This window comes from Curtobacterium sp. LFS079, assembly GCF_047977865.1.
Classification (GTDB): Bacteria; Actinomycetota; Actinomycetes; order Actinomycetales; family Micrococcaceae; genus Arthrobacter.
In genome coordinates, this window is sequence record NZ_JBFPFO010000013.1 from 1 (window position 1) to 20273 (window position 20273).

Below are 20273 nucleotides of genomic sequence, written 5' to 3' on the forward strand. Positions count from 1 at the left end.
CCGCCGCGGCGCGGGGGTGGGGGGGGGGGGGGGGGGGGGGGGGGGGGTGGGGGGTTCTATTGGGGCCCCGGCCCCCCCCCCCCCACCCCTCACGGGTGCCCGGGCCCCCCCCCCCCCCCCCCCACCGTTCACCAGCCAGTCGGGTTTAGGACGCCGGAATCAGCGCCGTCCGCTCTGCAGGCCCGCGCGGGCCATGGCGTCCGCGTAGGAGCGGCCCATTTCGATCAGCCATTCGGTCTGGCGTTCCTTGGAGCCGGCGAAGGCGCGGCCGTGCAGCGAACGCGCCTTGTAGACCTTCAGGCCGCGGCGCCAGATCAGCGGGTTGTCCGTCTTGAGGAGCATCTGCGCCAGGCGGTTGGCTTCCGTGCCGTGGGCGACGATTGCCGAAGCGCGCGGAACGAGCTTCAGGAAGGTGATCAGCGGCTTGAGGCCGGCGCTGACCTGCTCGGGGGTGAGCTTGCCGTTGGCTTCGCCCGGGGTGAACCAGGGGTGGGTGTTCCATGGCATCATCCATTCCGGACGCAGGCCCAGCTGGAACTGCAGGCCCAGCAAGCGGGTGGCGGCGGCGTCGTCGCCGGCCCAGACCACGCCACGCGAGGAGGCCTCGCTGGTGTTGGAGAACAGGGTGACGATCCGGCAGTCCTCCACCGAGTGCATCGGGTCCACATAGGGCACCTCGAAGCCGGGGCGGAGTTTGCGCAGGAACTCCACGTGCTCGTTGACCGGGGCGATGTGCGGGGCGAAGAACGGGCTATCCGGAACCGCCGGGGCTTCTTCGGCTTCTTCCGCGGCTTCGGGTTCGACGACGGTCAGGGACGCGGTCGTTTCGGCGGCTGCTTCCACCGGGACGGACTGTTCGACGGACTGGGACTGTTCGACGGACGGCTCTTCAACGACGGGAGCCGGGACGGCCGGAGCTTCAACGGCCTGCTGTTCAACAACCGGCTCTGCAGCGACAGTTGCCTGGGCAGTTTCCACGGCGGGGCCGGCGACGGGGACGACGATAGGGACCACCCGGCGGGTGATGACCGGGCCGGCCTTTGGCATCGATTTGGAGGCGGCCTTCTTCGGCGCGCTTGCCTTCGCAACCGGCGCCGCGGTTGCCGTCTTTGCGGCGGCCTTGGGTGCTGTCTTCTTGGCAGGAGCCTTCGCCTTGGCCGGGCCGTCGAAGTCGTCGTCATCATCATCGTCGTCGAACAAGCCGTCGAAGAGCTTGTCGAGGTCGTCTTGGCCGGAGCCGTAGTCGTCGTCGATTTCGGGACCCTGCCCGAATCCCTCTTCGTACCGCGAAGCGATGTCGCTGCGGTAGTCCTCGTCGTAGTCCTCGAAATAGTCCGGTTCAGCCAAGGCGGTCATGCGGGCGGGGGTCTCCTCGGGTCGGGCAGGGGCCGGTCTCGGGCGTGTGGGGGCACGTCCGTTCCGGGCTAGTTGATGGGGAGGCTCTCCGGGGTGCCGGTCGAGCCTTTAGATCTTAGCAAGCCGAAGGTGGTCTGGCGTTCTTTCTGCATTCATTTGACCGGGCGCGCGGCGTAGCCTCGGGTCATGGACGGACACGATGCGTCGAAGATCACCCTTCGCAGGCTCTCGGAAAGTGACAGGGAGCGTCTGGTGGCAGCTTCGCCGCTGTTCGACGGGCCGGTCACACCCGAACTGGCCACGCATTTTCTGCGGCGCCCCGGCCACCACCTGCTGCTGGCGGAAAATGCGGCGGGGGCCGCCGTCGGCTTCGTCAGCGGCGTGGAAATGACCCATCCGGACAAGGGCACTGAGATGTTCCTTTACGAACTCGGCGTGGCGGAACCCTGGCGACGCCAGGGAGTGGCTTCCCGTCTGGTCCACGCCCTGGCCGACATCGCCCGGGAGCAGGGCTGCTATGGCATGTGGACAGGAACCGAGGCCGACAATGATGCCGCCTTGGCAACCTACCGGGCCACCGGAGCGGCGATTGAGCCCGGCACAACGATCGTGGTGTACAGCTTCCCGTCCGGCGAGGAGGATCGCGGCTTAGGGCCTTAGAGGAAGCCGGCCTTGAACGAACAGGGCGGGTGGAGCGGGCCAAAGCCCGGTCCACCCGCCCTGTTACGGCGCAGGCCGTCAGACGTGGATCACGAATTGCGCCAATGCCGCTGCGGCTACGAAGCTCGACGTGAAGGTCAGGCACGCAACGATCACGGTCTTCCAGTTCAGCGACCTCAGTGCCTTGACGTCGCGGCCCAGGTTCATGCCCAGCAGGGCGATCGAGCCCAGGCCCACATAGAGGGCATCCAGGTTGTGCGTCAGGGCGACGATGGTGGAGCTGAACGGCATGAACGGCGCCGTTACCAAGGTACCGAGGCCAAGAACCCAGACGCTGGACGGGATGGCCGGAACATACTTGGAAAGCACGAAGGCCAGTGCGGTCAGGCCACCCAGGACCACCACGCCGGTGATGTCGTTGGCGCCGGTGGTTCCGGTTCCCAGTGCGTTGAGGAGAACACCGGTGGCGATGCTGGCAATGAACGCGATGGCCCAGGTCTTCTTGCTCGTGCGGACCTCCGGATCCTGGATGATCGCGGTGACGTCCAGTTCCTTCTCCGTCTTGACCTTGCCCTTTGCAATGACCATGCCGGTGCCATCCAGGCGGCGGCCTTCGTCATCGCGGCGGAAGATCCGGGACCAGAACTTGTAGAGCCGCAGGGACAGCGGCAGGGAAACGAAGGCTCCGGCGTAGAACCCGATGAGGTTGGTTACCAGGTTGGACAACGCCGCCAGGGCCACGATTTCCGGGCCCTGTTCCGGGTAGATGATGGACAGCGCAGCGACCCCGCCGAGCATCATCGAGCCGGAACCGAGTCCCAGGCCGAGCGCCAGTGCAAGCGGGTCGAAGATGCCGATGCCACCGAGCAGGCCCGCCAGCAGCGAGATGAACACGGCACCGAAAACGCTGCCCAGCAGCCATACGGAGAACACGCCCCGGTACACGGGGGACTTCACGCCGAAGCGCTGCAGGGCGTAGGCCAGGTACGACTCACGGTCGATCGCCCAGGTGGCGCCGATGGCCATGCGGCCCATGCCGAGTGCCACGCCCACCGGCAGGGCGAGGATGACCGTTCCGAAGATGTGGCCGACCTCCTGGAGCAGGATCGCCGGGCCAAGGGTAGTCAGCTTGCCGAGGGACGGACCCACGTGGGTTCCGAGCGCTGCCAGGAACATCACGATGCTGACGTTGAGCAGCACCGACGTCACCGCACGGCTCTGGCCGGCCATGGGCCGCACCTTCTGAACGCCGATGACCGCGCCCATCAGAACGGCCCAAAGGACCGGCATGAGGACGATCGCGGCATTGCCCAGCGGAATCTTGTGCGTGCCGGCAAGGATGGCGACGGCGCAGACGGCGGTGGACAGCAGGATCATCGATCCCCATTGCTTCGCCGTAGGAGTGAAGAAGCGGTTCGCGCCGTCGTCGACCTTGACTACGGACGCATCCACCTCCGGGGTCGGTGTGGATTTGGGTTTCATTGTTGGGGCACCCTTCGTGTGCTGCAGCGACGCGAGGTTGGGGATCACGTCATTTGGTATACCAAAAAATGGTAAGCTGAATCACGACGCAATGCAAGATAGGTCACAGGATTCCAAGAAATCCGCAATTGACGGCGATATGCGCGTCCGGGCTTACAGAGATAGCTCCGGAGGCATCCCAACTGGAATACCAAACTGTGGCCTCTTACCTTGGAGGGGTTCATGATTACTCGACTTTCCGCCAGCTACGTCCTGGGCCATGACGGGACGCGGCATGTGATGTTCCCGGACGGGCAGGTGGTGATGAAGGACAGCGAGGTCATCTATGTCGGTACCGGCTACGACGGCCCCGTCGACGAACAGCGGGACTTCGGCCAGAGCCTGATCGCCCCGGGCCTGATCGACTTGGATGCCCTGACCGACATCGACCACATGATCTTCGATTCCTGGCCCACCGAGGAGACCGGCCCGGGCATGCAATGGTCCGAGGACTACTTCCACAACCGCCGCCGTGATGTCTTCACGCCGGAGCAACGGCAGAACGTGCGGAAGTTCGCCCTGGCCCAGCTGGCCCTGCACGGGGTGACGAGCTACATGCCGATCGCTTCGGAGATCCACAGCTCCTGGGCCGAGACCTTCGAAGAGCTCCAGGGCATGGCGCAGACCAGCATCGAGATGGGCCTTCGCGGCTTCCTTGGGCCGGCCTACCGTTCGGGCATCAACGTCACCGACAACAACGGGGAGCGGGTGATCCTGTTCGATGAGGAGGAAGGGCGCAAGGGCCTCGCCGATGCCGAGCGCTTCCTGGATTACGCCGCACAGCTGGCGCACCCGCTGGTCACCGGCGTCCTGCTGCCGTGCCGTATCGAGACGCTCTCGGACGATCTGATGCGCAAGACCGCGGAGCTGGCCATTGGCCGCAACGCCCTGGTGCGCCTGCACTGCCTCCAGCAGCCCACCGAGGATGCCTTCCAGCTCAAGCTCACCGGACGCACGGTCCTGGAGCAGTTGGTGGACACCGGCATGCTGGAAACCCGGCTCCTCATTCCGCACGGCGTGGTCATCGACGGCACGGATCCCGCGTCAAGCGCGGAGGGCGGCCCGCTGGAGCTGCTGGCCCGCAACGACGTCAGCATCATCCATTGCCCGCTGACCACCTTCCACTACTCGGGGATGCTCAAGTCCTTCGACGCCTTCGCAGCTGCCGGCGTCAACATGTGCCTGGGCACCGATTCGTTCCCGCCGGACCTGATCAAAGGCATCGACGTCGGAACGCACCTGGCACGCATCGCCGAGGGCCGGCGCGACGCCGGCAAGGTGTCGGACTTCTTCGACGCCGCCACGCTCGGCGGCGCCATGGCCCTTGGACGGGAGGACCTCGGACGCCTGTGCCCCGGCGCGCAGGCGGACATCATGGTGGCATCCCTGGGCGACTTCCGGGACGGCGCCGTGGAGGACCCGCTGCGCACCCTCATCCTCAACGGTTCGGCACGCAATGTCACCGACACCTACGTGGCAGGCCGTCCCGTGGTGGTCGACGGGGGACTCCCGGGCGTTGACCTGGAGGAACTGCGGGCCGCGGGCCAGCGGCTCTTCGAGCAGATGGTGGAGGCCTACGGCGAACGCGACTACCGCCGTCGGGATGCCTCCGAGCTGTTCCCGCCGGTCTACACGGCGGGTGTGTAGGAGGCGGGTTTAGGGGCCTTGGCGCGTCCGGAAGGCCGGCGCGGACGATGAGTTATTGGCCGCGTCCGCCGAAGGCACTGCCTCCGGGACTGGCTCAGAATGGTGGCGGGTTGGAGCGCAGGTGAGGGTTTGCACCCGGCGCCGGCCCTGAGCTGGTGATAACTGATGTGTGAGCCGCCGGTATGGGTGGGTGGTCGGTGTGTTTTCGGCCGGTGGGGCTGGTCCACTCCAAGTCCCCGGCTCCGGTCTGCCGGGTTGTCCAGCGCGAGTGATGCTTGAGCGTGTGGTGGCGCTGGCACAGCCCCGCGAGGTTGCCGGCTTCGGTGGCTCCGCCGAGCGCAGCGTCGTGTGTGTGGTCCAGGTCCAGTTCCCGGGCCTTGACGCCGCAGCCGGGGAAACGGCATCTGGAGTCCCGGGCTGTGAGGAGCCGTTTGAGACCTTCGCCGGGTCTGTATCTGTCCACTGACAGGACCGCGCCGGTGATCGGGTCAGTCAGTACCCTGTTCCAGCCCGTGGCTTGCCCGGCGAGGATCCTCGCCGTGGCGGGGGTCGATGGGGTGGCGTCCGTCGAGTTCGGCAGGTATCTTGCGTTCAACCCGAACTCCGGTAACTGTGTCCGCGCCGGAAACCGTCCCTGGACTTGTTCCGGGGTTTTCGCCGTGGATCAGGGTCAGCACAGGCACGGTGACATCCACGCGGGCGGTGATGCCTGCCAGGAGTCCGTCCGGGGTGTCGTGCCCGGTGGGGGCGCCGCGGAGCAACAGGTCTGCCAGGAGGTCAGCACATAGCTGGTCAGTGTTCCGGCTCTCTTCAAGGCTCTGGCCCGGCGCGGCGGAGCCGACTGAGGATGCGCCCTCGGCATGCGCCTGCGCCATCTGCGTGAGGCGGTCGTGGATGCCGTAGGCCACCGCTGCGGGAAGGACGGCGGCGAGTTCGGCCATGCCGTCGGGCAAAGGCGTGACCCGGACGTGGCGTTCCCCGCAGGCGCGCTCGTACCGGTCAGCGAGCGGCACCGGTTGGGCTTTCTCGGCTTCCCGGACGGCCAGGCGCCGGACACGGGCCGGAGCCTGCTCTTCGGCGTACGAGACCATCACGGTCTCGTACCGGGCCAAGGCGGCGGGATCGTCCAAGGGCGTGCCGGCGTCCTGGATGATCCGGGCGTGGGCCAGGCTGATCCGGCCCTGCGCCAAGGCTCCGAACGTTGCCGGGAATCGGTCCAGCAGCTCAACGGCCTGGCTCATCTGGCGCTGTATGGTGCGGTCGTTGGCGCGGGTCGCCGTCGCGATCTCGGCCGCCACCGCACGCTGCGCCAGCTCCACCGAATCCCACCGCACAGGGTCGGAACCCGGCCGCGCACCGCCGTCGTTCATCGCATCCCCGACCCGGGAAGCGAGGGCGAGGGTGTACTCCCGCAGGCCCTGCAAGCTGGCGATCGTCGATTCCAAAGACACCAACGTGGAGACCACCCCGTCCAGCACCTGCACAGGATCGGACGCCGCAACGGACGGCGTCCTCTCGTCCAGGCCGGTGGTGATCTCCATGAATCCATCACATCACCGGGCACTGACATTTTGGCGGCTTGTCGTGCTTCCTGGTCCAGGCGGCACGAGGACGGCGGCAGCTCGGGCGCTAGAACAGCCCGACGGCGTTGCCGTCCGCGTCAACGTCCATCCGCATCGCGGCCGGTTCCTTCGGCAGGCCGGGCATCGTCATGACCGCGCCCGTCAGGGCCACGATGAAGCCGGCTCCGGTTTTCGGGATGAGGTCCCGGACGTGGATGGTGAATCCCTTGGGTGCGCCGAGCACGCTGGCATCGTCCGTGAAGGAGTACTGGGTCTTGGCCATGCACACCGGCATGCCTGCCCAGCCGTTCTTCCGGATGTCCGCCAGGCGCTTCTGCGCGGGGACGGAGAACTCGACGCCGTCTGCGCCGTAGATCTCCTGCGCAATCGTCCGGATCTTGTCCTCCACGGACAGTTCCAGGGGGTAGAGGTGGTGGAAGGACGACGGCCCCGCGATCGCAGCGGCGACCTTCGCCGCGAGCTCATCGCCGCCGTCGCCCCCGCCGCCGCGGCCCCACACATCGGCGACGGCGGCCTGGACACCTTCGCGGGTGCACCAGTCCAGGAGCCATTCAAGTTCCCCGGCGGTGTCGCTCCCGAAGCGGTTGATGGCCACCACGGGCGTGATCCCGAACTTTTCCACGCTGTGCAGGTGCCGGCGCAGGTTCTCGACGCCGGCGGCAAGGGCTTCGGGATTGGCCTCCGTGAGCCGGTCCTTGGGGACGCCGCCGTGCATCTTCAGCGCCCGGATGGTTGCCACCACCACGACGGCGGCGGGTGCCACATCGCCGATCCGGGCCTTGATGTCCATGAACTTCTCGGCTCCAAGGTCCACGCCGAAACCCGCTTCGGTGACCACGACGTCGGCGAGCTGCCGGGCCGTGCTGGTGGCGATCAGCGAGTTGCAGCCGTGGGCGATGTTCGCGAACGGCCCGCCGTGTACCAGCGCCGGCGTCCCTGCGATGCTCTGCACCAGGTTCGGCTTGATCGCGTCCTTCAGCAGCAGGGTCAGGGCGCCTTGGACGCCAAGGTCCGCCACGGTGACCGGCGTCCGGTCGAAGCGGTAGCCGAAGGTGATCCGGCCCAGCCGTTCCCGGAGGTCGGCAAGGTCCCGGGCCAGGCAGAACACGGCCATGATCTCCGAGGCCACGGTGATGTCGAAGCCGTCCTGCCGGGGCACACCCTGCACCGGGCCGCCCAGGCCGATCACCACCTCGCGCAGGGCACGGTCGTTCATGTCCATGACCCGCTTGAAGGTCATGCGCCGGGGGTCGATGCCCAGTTCATTGCCCTGGAAGATGTGATTGTCCACCAGTGCCATGAGGGCGTTGTTCGCCGCGGTGATGGCGTGGAAGTCGCCGGTGAAATGCAGGTTGATTTCGTCCATCGGCAGCACCTGCGAGTAACCGCCCCCGGTGGCGCCGCCCTTCATGCCGAGCACCGGTCCCAGCGACGGTTCGCGCAGGGCAATCATCACCTTGTGGCCGGCCCGGGCCAGCGAATCCGCCAGGCCCACCGTGGTGGTGGACTTTCCTTCCCCGGCCGGGGTGGGGGACATCGCCGAAACCAGCACCACCTTGCCGGGCGCTTTGCCGGCTCGCGGAGTGAGCTTCGCGGGATCGATCTTGGCCTTGAAGCGGCCGTAGAGTTCCAGGGCTTCGGGCGGGATTCCGGCCTCCGCGGCAATCTCTGCGATCGGCCGGATCGTTGCGTTGTGGGCGATCTCGAGATCGCTCATGTTTCCAGGAGCCTTGCTTTCAGACATCATCGTCCTTCCGGTCCGGAACGGGGTGGCCATCCAGGTATGCCTGGAATCTACCAGCCGGTACGGACAGTCCGCGGCAGGCCGGACCGCCGGCTCAGGCCTGCGGCAGCACCAGCCCGCCGACCGCAGCCTGGTAGCTGTCCAGGCTGCGCAGGGCCGTTCGTTGCCAGCCGAAGTCCTCGGCGTGGACCGTGGCGGCGCGGCCCATGTCCTGCCGGGTCTGTGGATCGTCGTACAGGGCCTCCAGGGCGTCGGCCCAGTCCGCCGGATCGTGCCCGGCCACCAGCAGGCCGGTGCGCCCGTGCTGCACCGCCCGGCTCAGGCCGCCCACGTGCGTCGCCACCACCGGCGTGCCGCACGCCTGTGCTTCCAAGGCCACAAGGCCGAAGGATTCGCTGTAGGAAGGCATCACCACCACGTCCGCCGAACGGAACCAGCCAGCCAGTTCCGGTGCGTCCACCGGCGGGCGGTGCGTGACGACGTCGTCCAGTCCGGCCTCGCTGATGATGGAGCGCAGGTTGAAGTCCTTCGCCCCGCTCAGGGCCCCCAGTACGGTGAGCTCGAGGTCGATGTCCGGGCGCCGTGCCCGCAGCAGCGCGACGGCGGCCAGGAAGACCTGCGGACCCTTCAGACGCTGAATGCGGCCGGCAAACAGCAGGTGGAAGCTGCCGGGCCGGACGCCGAGTTCCTTGCGGGAACGGCCCCGGAACGCAGGGGTGAAGACGGACAGGTCCACACCCGGCGGCGCCACATCGATCCGGTCGAAATCGGCGTGGTAGTGGGACACCAGCTCCTCGGCCTCGGCCGCGGTGTTTGCGACCAGCCGGGCAGCGCCGTCGACGATCCGTTGTTCGCCTTCCTCCCGGCGGCGGGGCTCCGGGCGCTCGCCGGAGTCCAGGACGAGGTTCTTAACTTTCGCCATGGTGTGCATGGTGTGCACCAGCGGGACGCCCCACATGCGGGAGAGCTCCAGCCCGGCCACGCCGGACACCCAGTAGTGCGAGTGGACGAGGTCGTAGCGTCCGTGCGGCTGCCGCTGCCGGATCCGTTCGACCTCGAGCACCATGGCATGCAGCAACTCGGGGAGGTGTTCCTTGGGCAGTTTCCGCGGCGGGCCCGCGATCACGTTGTGCACGCACACGCCAGGCGCCGGGTGCTCGATGGCGGGCTGCCCGTCCACGGTGGACCTGGTGAAAATCTCCACCTCAACGCCTTCGTCCGCGAGGGCCGCAGCCAGGTTGCGGATGTAGACATTCATGCCGCCGGCGTCGCCGCTGCCTGGCTGTTCCATGGGGGAGGTGTGGAGGGAAAGGAAGGCCACACGGCGGATCAGCGACACGCCACACCTCCTGGACCAACACGTTCTGACGCAGGCCGCGGAACCCGCCCCTGCCGAAGAAAACACTACTCCTGCCACCCGTGGCGGCGTAGTCTGCCGTGCATGGAGGCACGCCGGGAAGACAACGGCAGGGAGCGTTTTGATCCCCTCGCCGCCGTGCGGCCCGCCGGAGCAGCGGACGACGGCGGCTGCGACCTGCTGCTGAGCGGCACCGTCTTCCAGGACATCATTTTCACCGGGCTGGGTCAGCGCCCCGAGCCGGGAACCGAAGTGTGGAGCCAGGGGATGGGAAGCTGCCCGGGCGGGATCGCGAACCAGGCCATTGCGGCGGCCAGGCTCGGGCTGCGCACGAGCCTGGCCGCGGCCTTCGGCGACGACGGCTACGGCGACTTGAACTGGAAGATCCTTGAAAGCCAGGAAGAGGTGGACCTTTCGCTGTCCCGGCGTTTCGAGGGCTGGCCTTCGCCGGTCACGGTGTCGCTGTGCGTCGAGCAGGACCGTTCCATGGTCACCCATGGCCTGCCCGCACCCGTGAGCGGATCGGAGCTGATCGGCACCCCGCCCCGGGCGCTCGCCGCCGTCGCCGACCTGGCCGAGGAAGCGGAGTCCTGGGTGCTGGCCGCGCACCGTGCCGGGGTGAAGATCTTCGGCGACGCCGGCTGGGACCCGAGCGGTGCCTGGTCGGGAAGACGCCTGGAACAACTGGGCTACTTCCACGCGTTCATGCCCAACCAGCGCGAGGCCATGGCCTTCACCGGAACGGACAACCCGTGGTCCGCGCTGTACACCCTGGCCGATCGGGTTCCGGTGGCGGTGGTGACCTTGGGCGCGCAAGGCGCCATGGCGGTCGATTCCGAAAGCGGCGAGGAGGAATGGGTGCCAGCCCTGCCGGTGACGGCACACGATCCGACCGGGGCCGGGGACTGCTTCGGTGCCGCGTTCATTGTGGGCTGCCTGGCCGGCTGGCCACTCGGGGACCGGCTGCGGTTCGCCAACCTCTGCGCCTCGCTGTCCGTGCAGGAACTGGGCGGTTCCTTCTCGGCCCCGGGCTGGGGAGACATCGCCGACTGGTGGCACGGAGCCAACGCCCGGCCCGAGCGCCAGTCCAGCCAGTGGCTCAGGCGATTCGCCTTCCTCGAAGACATTGTCAGCAGGGTTCCTGCCGGGGCCTTGCGCCGGTCCTCGCTGCGCCCGCCGTCAAGTGCGCTCCCGGCCCAGCATTAGAATCGATGGGTGAGCTACGAAGCATCCGGACGCCCCGACTTCCCCGCCCCTTCCGTCTTGGAACGCTCGGCAGTCATCGATCTTGAGGCCATCCGGCATAACGTCCGGCAGTTAGTGGCCATCGCGTCACCCGCCAAAGTCATGGCGGTTGTGAAGGCCGACGCTTACGGCCACGGCGCGGTCCAGGTGGCCCGCGCCGCCCTGGACGCCGGTGCCCGCTGGCTCGGCGTCGCCCACATTTCGGAGGCCCTCGTGCTGCGGGCCGCCGGCATCGAGGCGCCCCTGCTCGCCTGGCTGCACACCGGGGAAAGCAACTTCGCGGCGGCAGTGGCCGCCGGCGTCGACATCGGAGTGTCCGGGTGGGAACTGGACGCCGTGGTGACAGCCGCGCGCGAGCAGGAACGTCCCGCCCGCATCCACCTGAAGGTCGATACCGGCCTGGGCCGCAACGGCTGCACCATCGAGGACTGGGACAAGCTGCTCGGCACGGCCATGGAGCACCAGGACAACGGGCTGCTCCGGGTGGTGGGGATCTTCTCGCACCTAGCCGTCGCGGACGAACCGCACCGCCCCGAAACGGACGAACAGCTTGCCGTTTTCCGCGAGGCGCTTGCGATGGCCGAGGACTCCGGCGTGGACCCGGAGGTCCGGCACATTGCCAACACCCCGGCCGCACTGTCCCGCCCGGACTCCCACTTCGACCTCGTCCGCGTTGGCCTGGGCCTGTACGGGCTCTCGCCGTTCGACGGCCAGCCCTCGTCCGAACTCGGCCTCCGCCCGGCCATGACCGTGCGCACCCTGCTCTCCAACTGCAAGCGAGTCCCGGACGGCCAGGGGGTCTCCTACGGCCTGAAGTACCGCACCACGGGCAAGAGCACCCTGGGCCTCATTCCACTGGGCTATGCCGACGGCGTTCCGCGGGTGGCCACGGGCGGTCCCGTGCGGATCGGCGGCAACAGCTATCCGGTAGTGGGCACGATCGCGATGGACCAGATGGTGGTCGACTTCGGCGACGTCGACCCCGAGCAGGCCGCGGCCCTGCCCGGTACCGAGGTGGTCATGTTCGGCGACGGAGCCGACGGCGGCCCGACGGCGGACGACTGGGCCGCCGCGGCCGGCACCATCAACTACGAGATCGTCACCCGCATCAGCCCGCGCGTTCCGCGCAGCTATGTCAACGAGCTGGCGCCGGCCGAAGGGGCCGCGCGGTGAGCCTGGAAAATCCGCTCGGTCCGGAAGTCGAAGCACTGTGGGAATGCCCGGTCAGCGTCCCGACGGCGGACGGCACGCACGCTCTCGGTGCCGCCCTGGGGCGGGTGCTGGAGGCCGGGGACCTCCTGGTGCTCACCGGCGAACTCGGTGCCGGCAAGACCACGTTCACCCAGGGCCTTGCCGAAGGCCTGGGAGTGCGGGCGGGGGTCATTTCGCCTACCTTCGTGCTGGTGCGGATCCATCCGAACCTGGCCGACGGTCCGCGCCCCGGCGGCCCCGACCTGGTGCACGTGGACGCGTACCGCCTGGAATCGGCGGCCGAAATCGACGACATCGACCTTGAGAACACCATGGACTCCTCGGTGACGGTGGTGGAGTGGGGCCGGGGCCGGGTGGAGCACCTGGCTGAGAGCCGCCTTGACGTCGAACTCCACCGGGCTGTTGGCGGGGTGGCCGGCGCTGCGCACGAACCCGACACCGTCCTGGACTTCGACACCGATGACGACGACGAACCCCGCACTATCGTGTTCCGCGGCTTCGGGCCCCGCTGGGCAACCATGCCCGATGTCCTCGCCCCTGTTCACGAGGCCCCTGCCGTTCAGAAAGCCCCCGCCGTTCCGGAGGAGAACAACTGATGCTGATCCTGGCCATCGACACCTCGGCCGTGGCAAGCGCCGCCCTCATCTCTGACGACGCCATGGAAGGCGTAGTGGATTCCTTCGCCACCGAAGACACCCGCAGCCACGCGGAAGTCCTGGCGCCGGGCATCCAACAGCTGCTCGCCGGTGCGGGGGTCAGCGGTGCGGACATCGACCTGATCGTCACCGGCGTGGGCCCCGGCCCGTTCACCGGACTGCGCTCCGGCATCGCCACTGCGCGTGCCCTCGCCTTCGCCTGGAACAAACCGCTCCGCGGACTCATGAGCCTGGACGCGATCGCCCTGGAAGTGGCCGAGTCCACCGGCGCCCCCGCCGAATTCCTGGTGGCCACCGACGCCCGCCGCAAGGAGGTCTACTGGGCCAGGTACACCCTGCGCGACGGCCAGCTCCCGGAACTGGCGGACGGCCCGCACGTCGGTTTCGCCGCCGAGCTGCCGGAGCTTCCGGTGTACGGAGCAGGCGCCGGAATCTACGCCGAGGTGGTCAAGGCCGACGAGGACTTCAAGGACACCCAGCCCAGCGCGGCGTCCCTCGGTCAGTTCGCCCTCGCCCTGCTGTCCGCCGGCCGGGAGCTGCCCGACTCCACCCCGCTCTACCTTCGGGAATCCGACGCCCAGGTTCCCGGTCCCAGGAAGCGTGCGCTGTGACCGTTCCCGGGGAATTCCTGAACGTCGCCATGCCGGACGGCGTGGTGCTGCGGGACATGGCCGAAGGTGACCTTGCCGCCGTCGAACAGCTGGAACGGCGCCTGTTCCCGGTGGACGCCTGGCCGTTGCAGATGTTCGTCGACGAGCTCTCCCAGCCGGAAACCCGCCGCTACGTGGTGGCGGAGGCGGACGGCGGGATCGTGGCCTACGCGGGACTTATGTGCATCCAACCCATCGCCGACATCCAGACCATCGCGGTGGTCCCCGAGTTCGAGGGCCGCGGCATCGGCTCCGCCGTGCTCGCCGAACTGATCGCCGAGGCCCGCCGCCGGGGCGCCGACGACGTCCTGCTGGAGGTCCGGGCGGACAACCCGCGCGCCCAGCAGCTCTACCTGCGCTTCGGCTTCGAACAGATCCACGTCCGTGCCCGCTACTACCGGGACGGCACGGACGCCCTCATCATGAGGCTGCCGTTGCTTGACGAACCCGCGACCGAAGGACCAGCTACAGAAGGACCCACAGCGTGAACCCCGCTTTGAACACTGAGCCGCTCGTCCTGGGCATCGAGTCATCCTGCGACGAGACCGGCGTCGGCATCGTCCGCGGCACCACCTTGCTGAGCAACACAGTGTCCTCCTCGATGGACGAGCATGTGCGTTTCGGCGGGGTGATCCCGGAAATCGCCTCCCGCGCCCACCTGGACGCGTTCGTGCCCACCCTGCAGGAATCGCTGCGCACCGCCGCCGTCACCTTGGCGGACATTGACGCGATCGCCGTGACTTCCGGCCCGGGACTCGCCGGTGCCCTCATGGTGGGCGTCTGCGCGGCCAAGGCGCTGGCCCTCGCCAGCGGCAAACCCCTGTACGCGATCAACCATTTGGTGGCCCACGTCGGCGTCGGACTGCTGGACATGTCCGAAAACCGCTTGCCGGAGAATCTGGGCGCCCTCCTGGTCTCCGGCGGACATACCGAGATCCTGCGGATCCGCAGCATCACGGACGACGTCGAGCTGCTGGGTTCCACGATCGACGACGCCGCGGGGGAGGCCTACGATAAGGTCGCCCGGCTCCTCGGGCTCGGTTACCCGGGCGGCCCTGCCATCGACAAGATGGCCAGGACCGGAAACCCCAAGGCGATCCGCTTCCCGCGCGGGCTCAGCCAGCCGAAGTACATGGGTACCGCGGAGGAACCGGGCCCGCACCGCTACGACTGGTCCTTCAGCGGACTCAAGACCGCCGTCGCGCGCTGCGTGGAACAGTTCGAAGCACGCGGCGAGGAGGTCCCGGTGGCGGATATCGCCGCGGCCTTCCAGGAAGCGGTGGTGGACATCATCACCTCCAAAGCAGTGCTGGCCTGCAAGGAGAACGGCATCACCGAACTGCTGCTGGGCGGGGGAGTGGCGGCGAACTCGCGGCTGCGGGAACTGACCGGGCAGCGCTGCCGCTCCGCCGGCATCACGCTCCACGTCCCGCCGCTACAGCTGTGCACGGACAACGGAGCCATGGTGGCCGCCCTCGGGGCCCAGCTGGTGATGGCCGGGATCGGACCGAGCGGCGTCGCGTTCGCGCCCGATTCCTCGCTGCCGGTCACCACCGTTTCCGTCTGATCCGCCCTGGCTGAACTAGCTGATTTTGCGCCGGTACACGGACATCGCGAAGGCGTAGGCCAGGACCAGGAGACCGAGGCACCAGGCCAGCGCAATCCAGATGTCGTTGCCGACCGGCTGCTGCGCGAACAGCGCCCGGATGGAGTTCACGATCGAGGTCACCGGCTGGTTCTCGGCGAACCAGGCCACCGGGCCAGGCATCGTGCCGGTCGGCACGAACGCCGAGCTGATGAACGGCAGGAAGATCAGCGGGTAGCTGAACGCGCTCGCGCCGTCCACGGTCTTCGCCGAGAGCCCGGCGATCACGGCCAGCCAGGTCAGGGCGACCGTGAACAGGACCAGGATGCCGGTGACCGCAAGCCAGGCGCCCACGGATGCCCCGGTGCGGAACCCCATGATGAGCGCGACGCCGACGACGACCGCCACTGAGGTGAGGTTGGCGACCAGCGAGGTCAGTACGTGCGCCCAGAGAACGCTCGAGCGTGCGATCGGCATGGACTGGAAGCGTTCGAAGATGCCGCCCTGCATGTCGAGGAACAGCCGGTACGCGGTGTAGGCGATGCCTGAGGCAATAGTGATCAGCAGGATTCCCGGGAGCATGTAGTTGATGTACGAGCCGTCTGAACGGGTGTTGATCGCCCCGCCGAGCACGTACACAAACAGCAGCATCAGCGCGATCGGGGTGACCGCGGTGGTGATGATGGTGTCGGGGCTGCGGAGGATGTGGCGCAGCGAGCGGCCGGTGAGGACGCCGGTGTCGCTGAGGACGTGGGTGGTCATCGGGATGCCTCCTTTTCTTCCTGTTCTTCAGCCGACCCGGCTTCTTCGTCAGTCCCGACGAGCGCAAGGAAGACGTCTTCGAGGGACGGCTGCTTCTCGACGTACTCGATTTCGGCCGGCGGCAGCAGCCGCTTGAGCTCGTCGAGCGTGCCGTTCTGGATGATCGTGCCCTTGTGCAGGATCGCGATGCGGTCGGCGAGGTGTTCGGCCTCGTCGAGGTACTGCGTGGTGAGCAGCACCGTGGTGCCGTTGCGGGCGAGCTCCTTGACGGTCTGCCACACCTCGATGCGCGCCTGCGGGTCGAGCCCGGTGGTCGGCTCGTCGAGGAAGATGACCGGCGGGTTCCCGATCAGGCTCATCGCGATGTCGAGCCGGCGGCGCATGCCGCCCGAGTATCCGGCTGCCTTGCGGCCGCCGGCCTCGGTGAGTGAGAAGCGGGCGAGCAGTTCGTCGGCGATCGCTCCCGGGTCCGCCAGGTGCCGGAGCTTCGCAACCAGCATCAGGTTCTCCCGGCCCGTGAGGACTTCATCGACGGCGGCGAACTGTCCGGTCAGGCTGATCGAGCCGCGCACCTCGCCGGGTTCCGTATCGACGTCGAAGCCGTGCACTCTCGCGGTTCCCGCGTCCGCTTTCAGCAGCGTCGAGAGTATGCGCACGAGCGTGGTCTTTCCCGCCCCGTTCGAGCCGAGCAGGGCGAAGATGCTGCCCCGCTCGACCTCGAAGTCGACGCCGCGCAGCACATGCAGTTCCTTGTAGGACTTTTCCAGGCCACGGACCCGGATGGCGGCCTCAGTCATGGCCGGACTCCTTCCTTTTAGCGTCGTTGACTGCCTCGATGAGGCGGGCACGTTCCTTGTCGATCCAGCGCTTGCCGCCGTACGCCTGGGCGAAGGCCTCGGCGAATTCGACGGGATCCTCGCCGACGATTTCGCCCACGGGCGTGCCGTCGACCGCGGCGCGCTCCCAGAGGTCGGCGAAGTCCGCGAACATCTGCACGATGGTGTCGCCGTCGGTGACGCCGCCGTAGTACATGAGGTACCGGTTGAAGGCGTTCGCCGCGGTGAGGTACGGCTCAGGCAGCGCATCAAGGCGTGCCTTGGTCTGCTTGTACTGCTTCTTCTGTTCGAGCGAGCCGGTGAGTGCTTCGATCCATTTGGCTGCCATGGCTATTTCTCTCCCTTGGTTCGGTCGGTGCTGTGGAGCTGTTCGATACGTTCTGCGAGGAAGCTCCATGTCCTCCAGAACTCTTCGAGTTCGTGCTTGCCCTGCTCGTTGAGTGAATACACCTTCCGCGGCGGGCCTTTTTCGGACGGCCGCTTCTCGACGTCGACGAGACCCTTTTGCTCGATCCGCACCAGCAGCGCGTACACGGTGCCCTCTGCGATGTCCGTGAAGCCCTGGTCCCGGAGCAGGGTGGTGATTTCGTAGCCGTAGGCCGGATTCCCGGTCAGCAGGGCGAGGACGATGCCCTCAAGCGTGCCCTTGAGCATCTCCGTCATTTGCTTGCCCATTCGGCCACCTCCTTACTACTTGGTGATACTGACTACTAGTACTCAGTGTTACTAGCTACCAGTACATAGTATCGCTGAGTAGTGAAAGCGCAAGTGGGGTCGCGGGACGACTTTTTGGGGCTTAAGCGCCGAAATCGCGGGAACGCTGCGGGTTCGCCGGAACGCTCCGGCGAGCCCGCAGGTTTCCCGCGACTCCGGTGTGAAAGAAAGGCTGGGTGGGCCGGGCTTAGCCGGCCCGCATTTGCTGCACGAGGTCCAGAACCACAGCCTGCAGGTCGCCGTCGTGCTCGGCTGCGACCCGGCGCTGGCGCTGGTAGCCGGCGCCACGGGCGATGATCTTCGCGACGTCGGCCAGTTCCTCCTCGCAGCCCAGCTTCGCGGCGACCGGGGCCAGGCGGTCCAGGGTCTCCTTGAGGTGCTCCGTGACCAGCTGCTCGTTGCCTTCGGCGTCGAGGATGATGATGGCTTCCATGCCGTAGCGCGCGGCACGCCACTTGTTCTCCTGCACATGCCACGGCGGCATGGTGGGAATAGTGCCGCCGTTGTCCAGGATGGTGGAGAACTCGTGCACCAGGCACTGGGTCAGCGCGGCGATGGCGCCGACTTCCTCGAGGCTGGCCAGGCCGTCGCAGATGCGCATCTCGATGGTGCCGAGGTTCGGGACGGGGCGGATGTCCCAGCGGATCTCGGACAGGGTGTCGATCACTCCGGTGGTGAACATGTCCTGGACGTAGGACTCGTATTCGCCCCAGGCCGGGAACTGGAAGGGCAAGCCTGCCGTGGGCAGCTGCTGGAACATCAGAGCGCGCTGGGAGGCATAGCCGGTGTCCTCGCCGCCCCAGAACGGGCTCGAGGCGGACAGGGCCTGGAAATGCGGGAAGTAGTTGACCAGGCCGTCCAGGACCGGAAGGACCTTGTCCCGGCTGTCCAGGCCGACGTGCACGTGCACCCCGTAGATGACCATCTGCCGGCCCCACCACTGGGTGCGGTCGATCAGCTTGGCGTAGCGTTCCTTGTCCGTGACGGGCTGGAGCTGCGGCGGGCTGAAGGGGTGGCTGCCGGCGCAGAACAGTTCCACACCCATGGGGTCTGTGATCTCCCGGACGGCTTTCAGCGAGCGGGCCAGGTCATCCTTGGCTTCGCGGACCGTGGTGCAGATTCCCGTGACGAGTTCCACGGTGTTCAGCAGCAGTTCGCGCTTGATGTGCGGGTGCTCGTCGTCTTCGTTCAGTTCGGGGTGCTGGGCTGCCACGCCGCGCAGGACTTCGTTGGCGACGGACACAAGTTCCCCCGTGCGGGCGTTGACGAGCGCAAGCTCCCATTCCACTCCCAGGGTCGACTGCCTGGATGAAGCGAAATCAATCTGCACGGAGGTCCCCTCGTAGTGTGTCCAGTCCCCATCGGCTCCCGAATCCTGCTGCGCTCGATTCGGGGCCCTCGCCGATGTGGGCCCAGCCATGCCCGCTGTGGAGCCCTTCAGGGGATGTGGCAAGTCTAATCCCGATCGCCTGCCACCTTGGATTTGTCTGTCCCCAGGGAAACAAATGCGTCCTTGCTAATGAGAATGATTTGCATATAGACTCGAGCAATGCATCTTTCCGTTCTCAGTTCCCTGGACAGCCGCTGCCGTGAAGCTGCGGCCACACGGCTCGACCAAGGGCACCCCGGCTCAGTGACCGTCTTCCACGACCTTCTCGACGGTTCAGTCGTCCTCCGCCGGGTCTTCTCCGGTGGCCGCCTGATCGAACAAACCGAAACCGTCCTGGAACACGGTTGCCTCAGCTGCACCGTCCGCTTGGACGCCGTACCCACGGTGGAGCGGCTCGCCGGTCTCGGTTACGGGCATGCAGTGCTGGCGTTGCCGCCGGGAGTGTCCGTGGAAATGGCCGTGGCCGGGCTCAGGCGGGGCCTGGGCAGCGAAGTGGTCATTGACAACGCAGTGCTTGCCCTCGATCCTGCCGAGCTGGAAGACCATATCTGGGACAAGCACACCCTTTTTGAATCGGGATTCACGGCAATGCCCGAGGACTACCGGACCAGCGGCGAATTCCTGGTCGGGGAACTGGCCCACGCGGATACCGTTATGCTCCATGCCGGGCTCGGCGCAATGTTCGATGGCGCAATGTTCGATGGCGATGGGCTCGACGGCGGCGGCCGCGAGGGTAGCGGAGCGTGGCGGCAGGGCACCGAACTGCTGGCGCAGCTGGCGCCGCACGCCGCCGTCGTCGGCCGTTCAGAGGCGTTCCGCCCCGGCTGCTATGACGGCCGCGAGGCGGCAGCCCGGACCCGCCGCGGTTCGGTCCGGGTGCCCCTGGAGAATGACACGGAGTGCTTCCGCACGGTCCTTCACAAAGTGGAGCGGCCGCTGCACCCCGGCCGGTTCCGGTCGGCCCTGCCGCAACTGGCGGCAGGTTCCCATTGGATGCGCGGCCGGCTGTGGATCGCCTCCGCGGCCGGGACCCGGATCGCCGTCCAGGGCGTCGGGCCCCGGGTCTGGCTGGAAAGCACCGGGCACTGGCTCGCGGACCAGGGCGGGCCGGCTGCCGGGACTGCAGAAATGGCCGCCGGAATGTCCGACGTCGATGCCGCCCTTGGCTGGCACCCGCGGTTCGGCGACCGCGGCACCGTGCTCGCGGTCACCGGGCGGGGCGAGGACGTGGACGCCGACGAAATCCGCAGGCTGCTGGACAGCTGCGCCCTCAGTGAAGAGGAAATGCTGCAGGACTTCCGCGGGCTGGACGACCCGTTCGAACTCGAAGCCACCCTGTAACAACCGCAACAAAA

Annotated in this window: 19 protein-coding genes; 9 read left to right on the forward strand and 10 right to left on the reverse strand. The window is 67.5% G+C overall.

Annotated features, from left to right (window positions below; all coding sequences use genetic code 11):
- Positions 1–159 precede the first annotated feature (159 nt).
- Entirely contained in the window at positions 160–813 is a 654-nt protein-coding gene (locus tag ACNQPB_RS17020) for a uracil-DNA glycosylase family protein (RefSeq protein WP_498753699.1), read from the reverse strand.
- Positions 814–1542: 729 nt separating this feature from the next.
- Here ACNQPB_RS17020 and ACNQPB_RS17025 point away from each other — a divergent pair.
- Positions 1543–2016, forward strand: a complete 474-nt coding sequence (locus ACNQPB_RS17025; RefSeq protein WP_498753608.1) for a GNAT family N-acetyltransferase — start codon at positions 1543–1545, stop codon at positions 2014–2016.
- Between the two features lie 78 nt (positions 2017–2094).
- Here the strand turns inward: ACNQPB_RS17025 and ACNQPB_RS17030 are convergent, their stop codons facing one another.
- Positions 2095–3498 (reverse strand): DUF3100 domain-containing protein, encoded by a 1404-nt coding sequence (locus tag ACNQPB_RS17030; RefSeq protein WP_498753609.1) that lies wholly within the window; start codon positions 3496–3498, stop codon positions 2095–2097.
- A 222-nt stretch (positions 3499–3720) separates the two neighbouring features.
- Between ACNQPB_RS17030 and ACNQPB_RS17035 the strand changes: the two genes are divergently transcribed.
- The gene (locus tag ACNQPB_RS17035; RefSeq protein WP_498753610.1) at positions 3721–5184 is read left to right on the forward strand and encodes a chlorohydrolase family protein; all 1464 of its coding nucleotides are present in this window, start codon (positions 3721–3723) and stop codon (positions 5182–5184) included.
- Positions 5185–5672: 488 nt separating this feature from the next.
- Here the strand turns inward: ACNQPB_RS17035 and ACNQPB_RS17040 are convergent, their stop codons facing one another.
- The 3 genes from ACNQPB_RS17040 to mshA form a co-directional block, all read right to left on the reverse strand.
- The gene (locus tag ACNQPB_RS17040) at positions 5673–6725 is read right to left on the reverse strand and encodes a DUF222 domain-containing protein (protein ID WP_498753611.1); all 1053 of its coding nucleotides are present in this window, start codon (positions 6723–6725) and stop codon (positions 5673–5675) included.
- Between the two features lie 88 nt (positions 6726–6813).
- Positions 6814–8484 carry a formate--tetrahydrofolate ligase gene (locus ACNQPB_RS17045; RefSeq protein ID WP_498753612.1) on the reverse strand — a complete coding sequence of 557 codons (1671 nt, stop codon included), beginning with the start codon at positions 8482–8484 and terminating at the stop codon, positions 6814–6816.
- Positions 8485–8605: 121 nt separating this feature from the next.
- Positions 8606–9850, reverse strand: a complete 1245-nt coding sequence (gene mshA / locus ACNQPB_RS17050) for a D-inositol-3-phosphate glycosyltransferase (protein WP_498753613.1) — start codon at positions 9848–9850, stop codon at positions 8606–8608.
- Between the two features lie 102 nt (positions 9851–9952).
- Here mshA and ACNQPB_RS17055 point away from each other — a divergent pair, with 102 nt between their 5' ends.
- From ACNQPB_RS17055 to tsaD, 6 genes are read left to right on the forward strand one after another with little or no spacing between them, the layout of a single operon-like run.
- Positions 9953–11074 carry a PfkB family carbohydrate kinase gene (locus tag ACNQPB_RS17055; protein WP_498753614.1) on the forward strand — a complete coding sequence of 374 codons (1122 nt, stop codon included), beginning with the start codon at positions 9953–9955 and terminating at the stop codon, positions 11072–11074.
- 9 nt (positions 11075–11083) lie between these two features.
- Entirely contained in the window at positions 11084–12286 is a 1203-nt protein-coding gene (alr, locus tag ACNQPB_RS17060; protein WP_498753615.1) for an alanine racemase, read from the forward strand.
- Between the two features lie 2 nt (positions 12287–12288).
- A complete protein-coding gene (gene tsaE / locus ACNQPB_RS17065; RefSeq protein ID WP_498753700.1) occupies positions 12289–12921 on the forward strand; it encodes a tRNA (adenosine(37)-N6)-threonylcarbamoyltransferase complex ATPase subunit type 1 TsaE in 633 nt (210 codons plus the stop codon).
- Positions 12921–13592, forward strand: coding sequence for a tRNA (adenosine(37)-N6)-threonylcarbamoyltransferase complex dimerization subunit type 1 TsaB (tsaB, locus tag ACNQPB_RS17070; protein ID WP_498753616.1), 672 nt, complete (start codon positions 12921–12923; stop codon positions 13590–13592). The genes tsaE and tsaB overlap by 1 nt, the downstream gene beginning before the upstream one ends.
- 29 nt (positions 13593–13621) lie before the next feature.
- Positions 13622–14119 carry a ribosomal protein S18-alanine N-acetyltransferase gene (gene rimI / locus ACNQPB_RS17075; protein ID WP_498753701.1) on the forward strand — a complete coding sequence of 166 codons (498 nt, stop codon included), beginning with the start codon at positions 13622–13624 and terminating at the stop codon, positions 14117–14119.
- Positions 14116–15198 carry a tRNA (adenosine(37)-N6)-threonylcarbamoyltransferase complex transferase subunit TsaD gene (tsaD, locus tag ACNQPB_RS17080; RefSeq protein WP_498753617.1) on the forward strand — a complete coding sequence of 361 codons (1083 nt, stop codon included), beginning with the start codon at positions 14116–14118 and terminating at the stop codon, positions 15196–15198. Before rimI ends, tsaD begins: the two co-directional genes overlap by 4 nt.
- Before the next feature lie 15 nt (positions 15199–15213).
- On the opposite strand, the gene ACNQPB_RS17085 is transcribed toward tsaD, so the two are convergent.
- The 5 genes from ACNQPB_RS17085 to ACNQPB_RS17105 all read right to left on the reverse strand — a co-directional run bounded on the left by ACNQPB_RS17085 (position 15214) and on the right by ACNQPB_RS17105 (position 18858).
- A complete protein-coding gene (locus ACNQPB_RS17085) occupies positions 15214–15978 on the reverse strand; it encodes an ABC transporter permease (protein WP_498753618.1) in 765 nt (254 codons plus the stop codon).
- Positions 15975–16775, reverse strand: a complete 801-nt coding sequence (locus ACNQPB_RS17090; RefSeq protein ID WP_498753619.1) for an ABC transporter ATP-binding protein — start codon at positions 16773–16775, stop codon at positions 15975–15977. Before ACNQPB_RS17090 ends, ACNQPB_RS17085 begins: the two co-directional genes overlap by 4 nt.
- On the reverse strand, positions 16768–17142 hold the full coding sequence (locus ACNQPB_RS17095; protein ID WP_498753620.1) for a DUF1048 domain-containing protein: 375 nt from the start codon (positions 17140–17142) through the stop codon (positions 16768–16770). The genes ACNQPB_RS17090 and ACNQPB_RS17095 overlap by 8 nt, the downstream gene beginning before the upstream one ends.
- Before the next feature lie 2 nt (positions 17143–17144).
- On the reverse strand, positions 17145–17489 hold the full coding sequence (locus tag ACNQPB_RS17100) for a PadR family transcriptional regulator (RefSeq protein ID WP_498753621.1): 345 nt from the start codon (positions 17487–17489) through the stop codon (positions 17145–17147).
- Positions 17490–17715: 226 nt separating this feature from the next.
- A complete protein-coding gene (locus ACNQPB_RS17105) occupies positions 17716–18858 on the reverse strand; it encodes a glutamate--cysteine ligase (RefSeq protein ID WP_498753622.1) in 1143 nt (380 codons plus the stop codon).
- 219 nt (positions 18859–19077) lie between these two features.
- On the opposite strand from ACNQPB_RS17105, the gene ACNQPB_RS17110 reads away from it, so the two are divergent.
- Complete coding sequence (locus tag ACNQPB_RS17110; protein ID WP_498753623.1) at positions 19078–20259, forward strand: GTP-binding protein; 1182 nt, start codon at positions 19078–19080, stop codon at positions 20257–20259.
- The last annotated feature ends 14 nt before the right edge of the window (positions 20260–20273 follow it).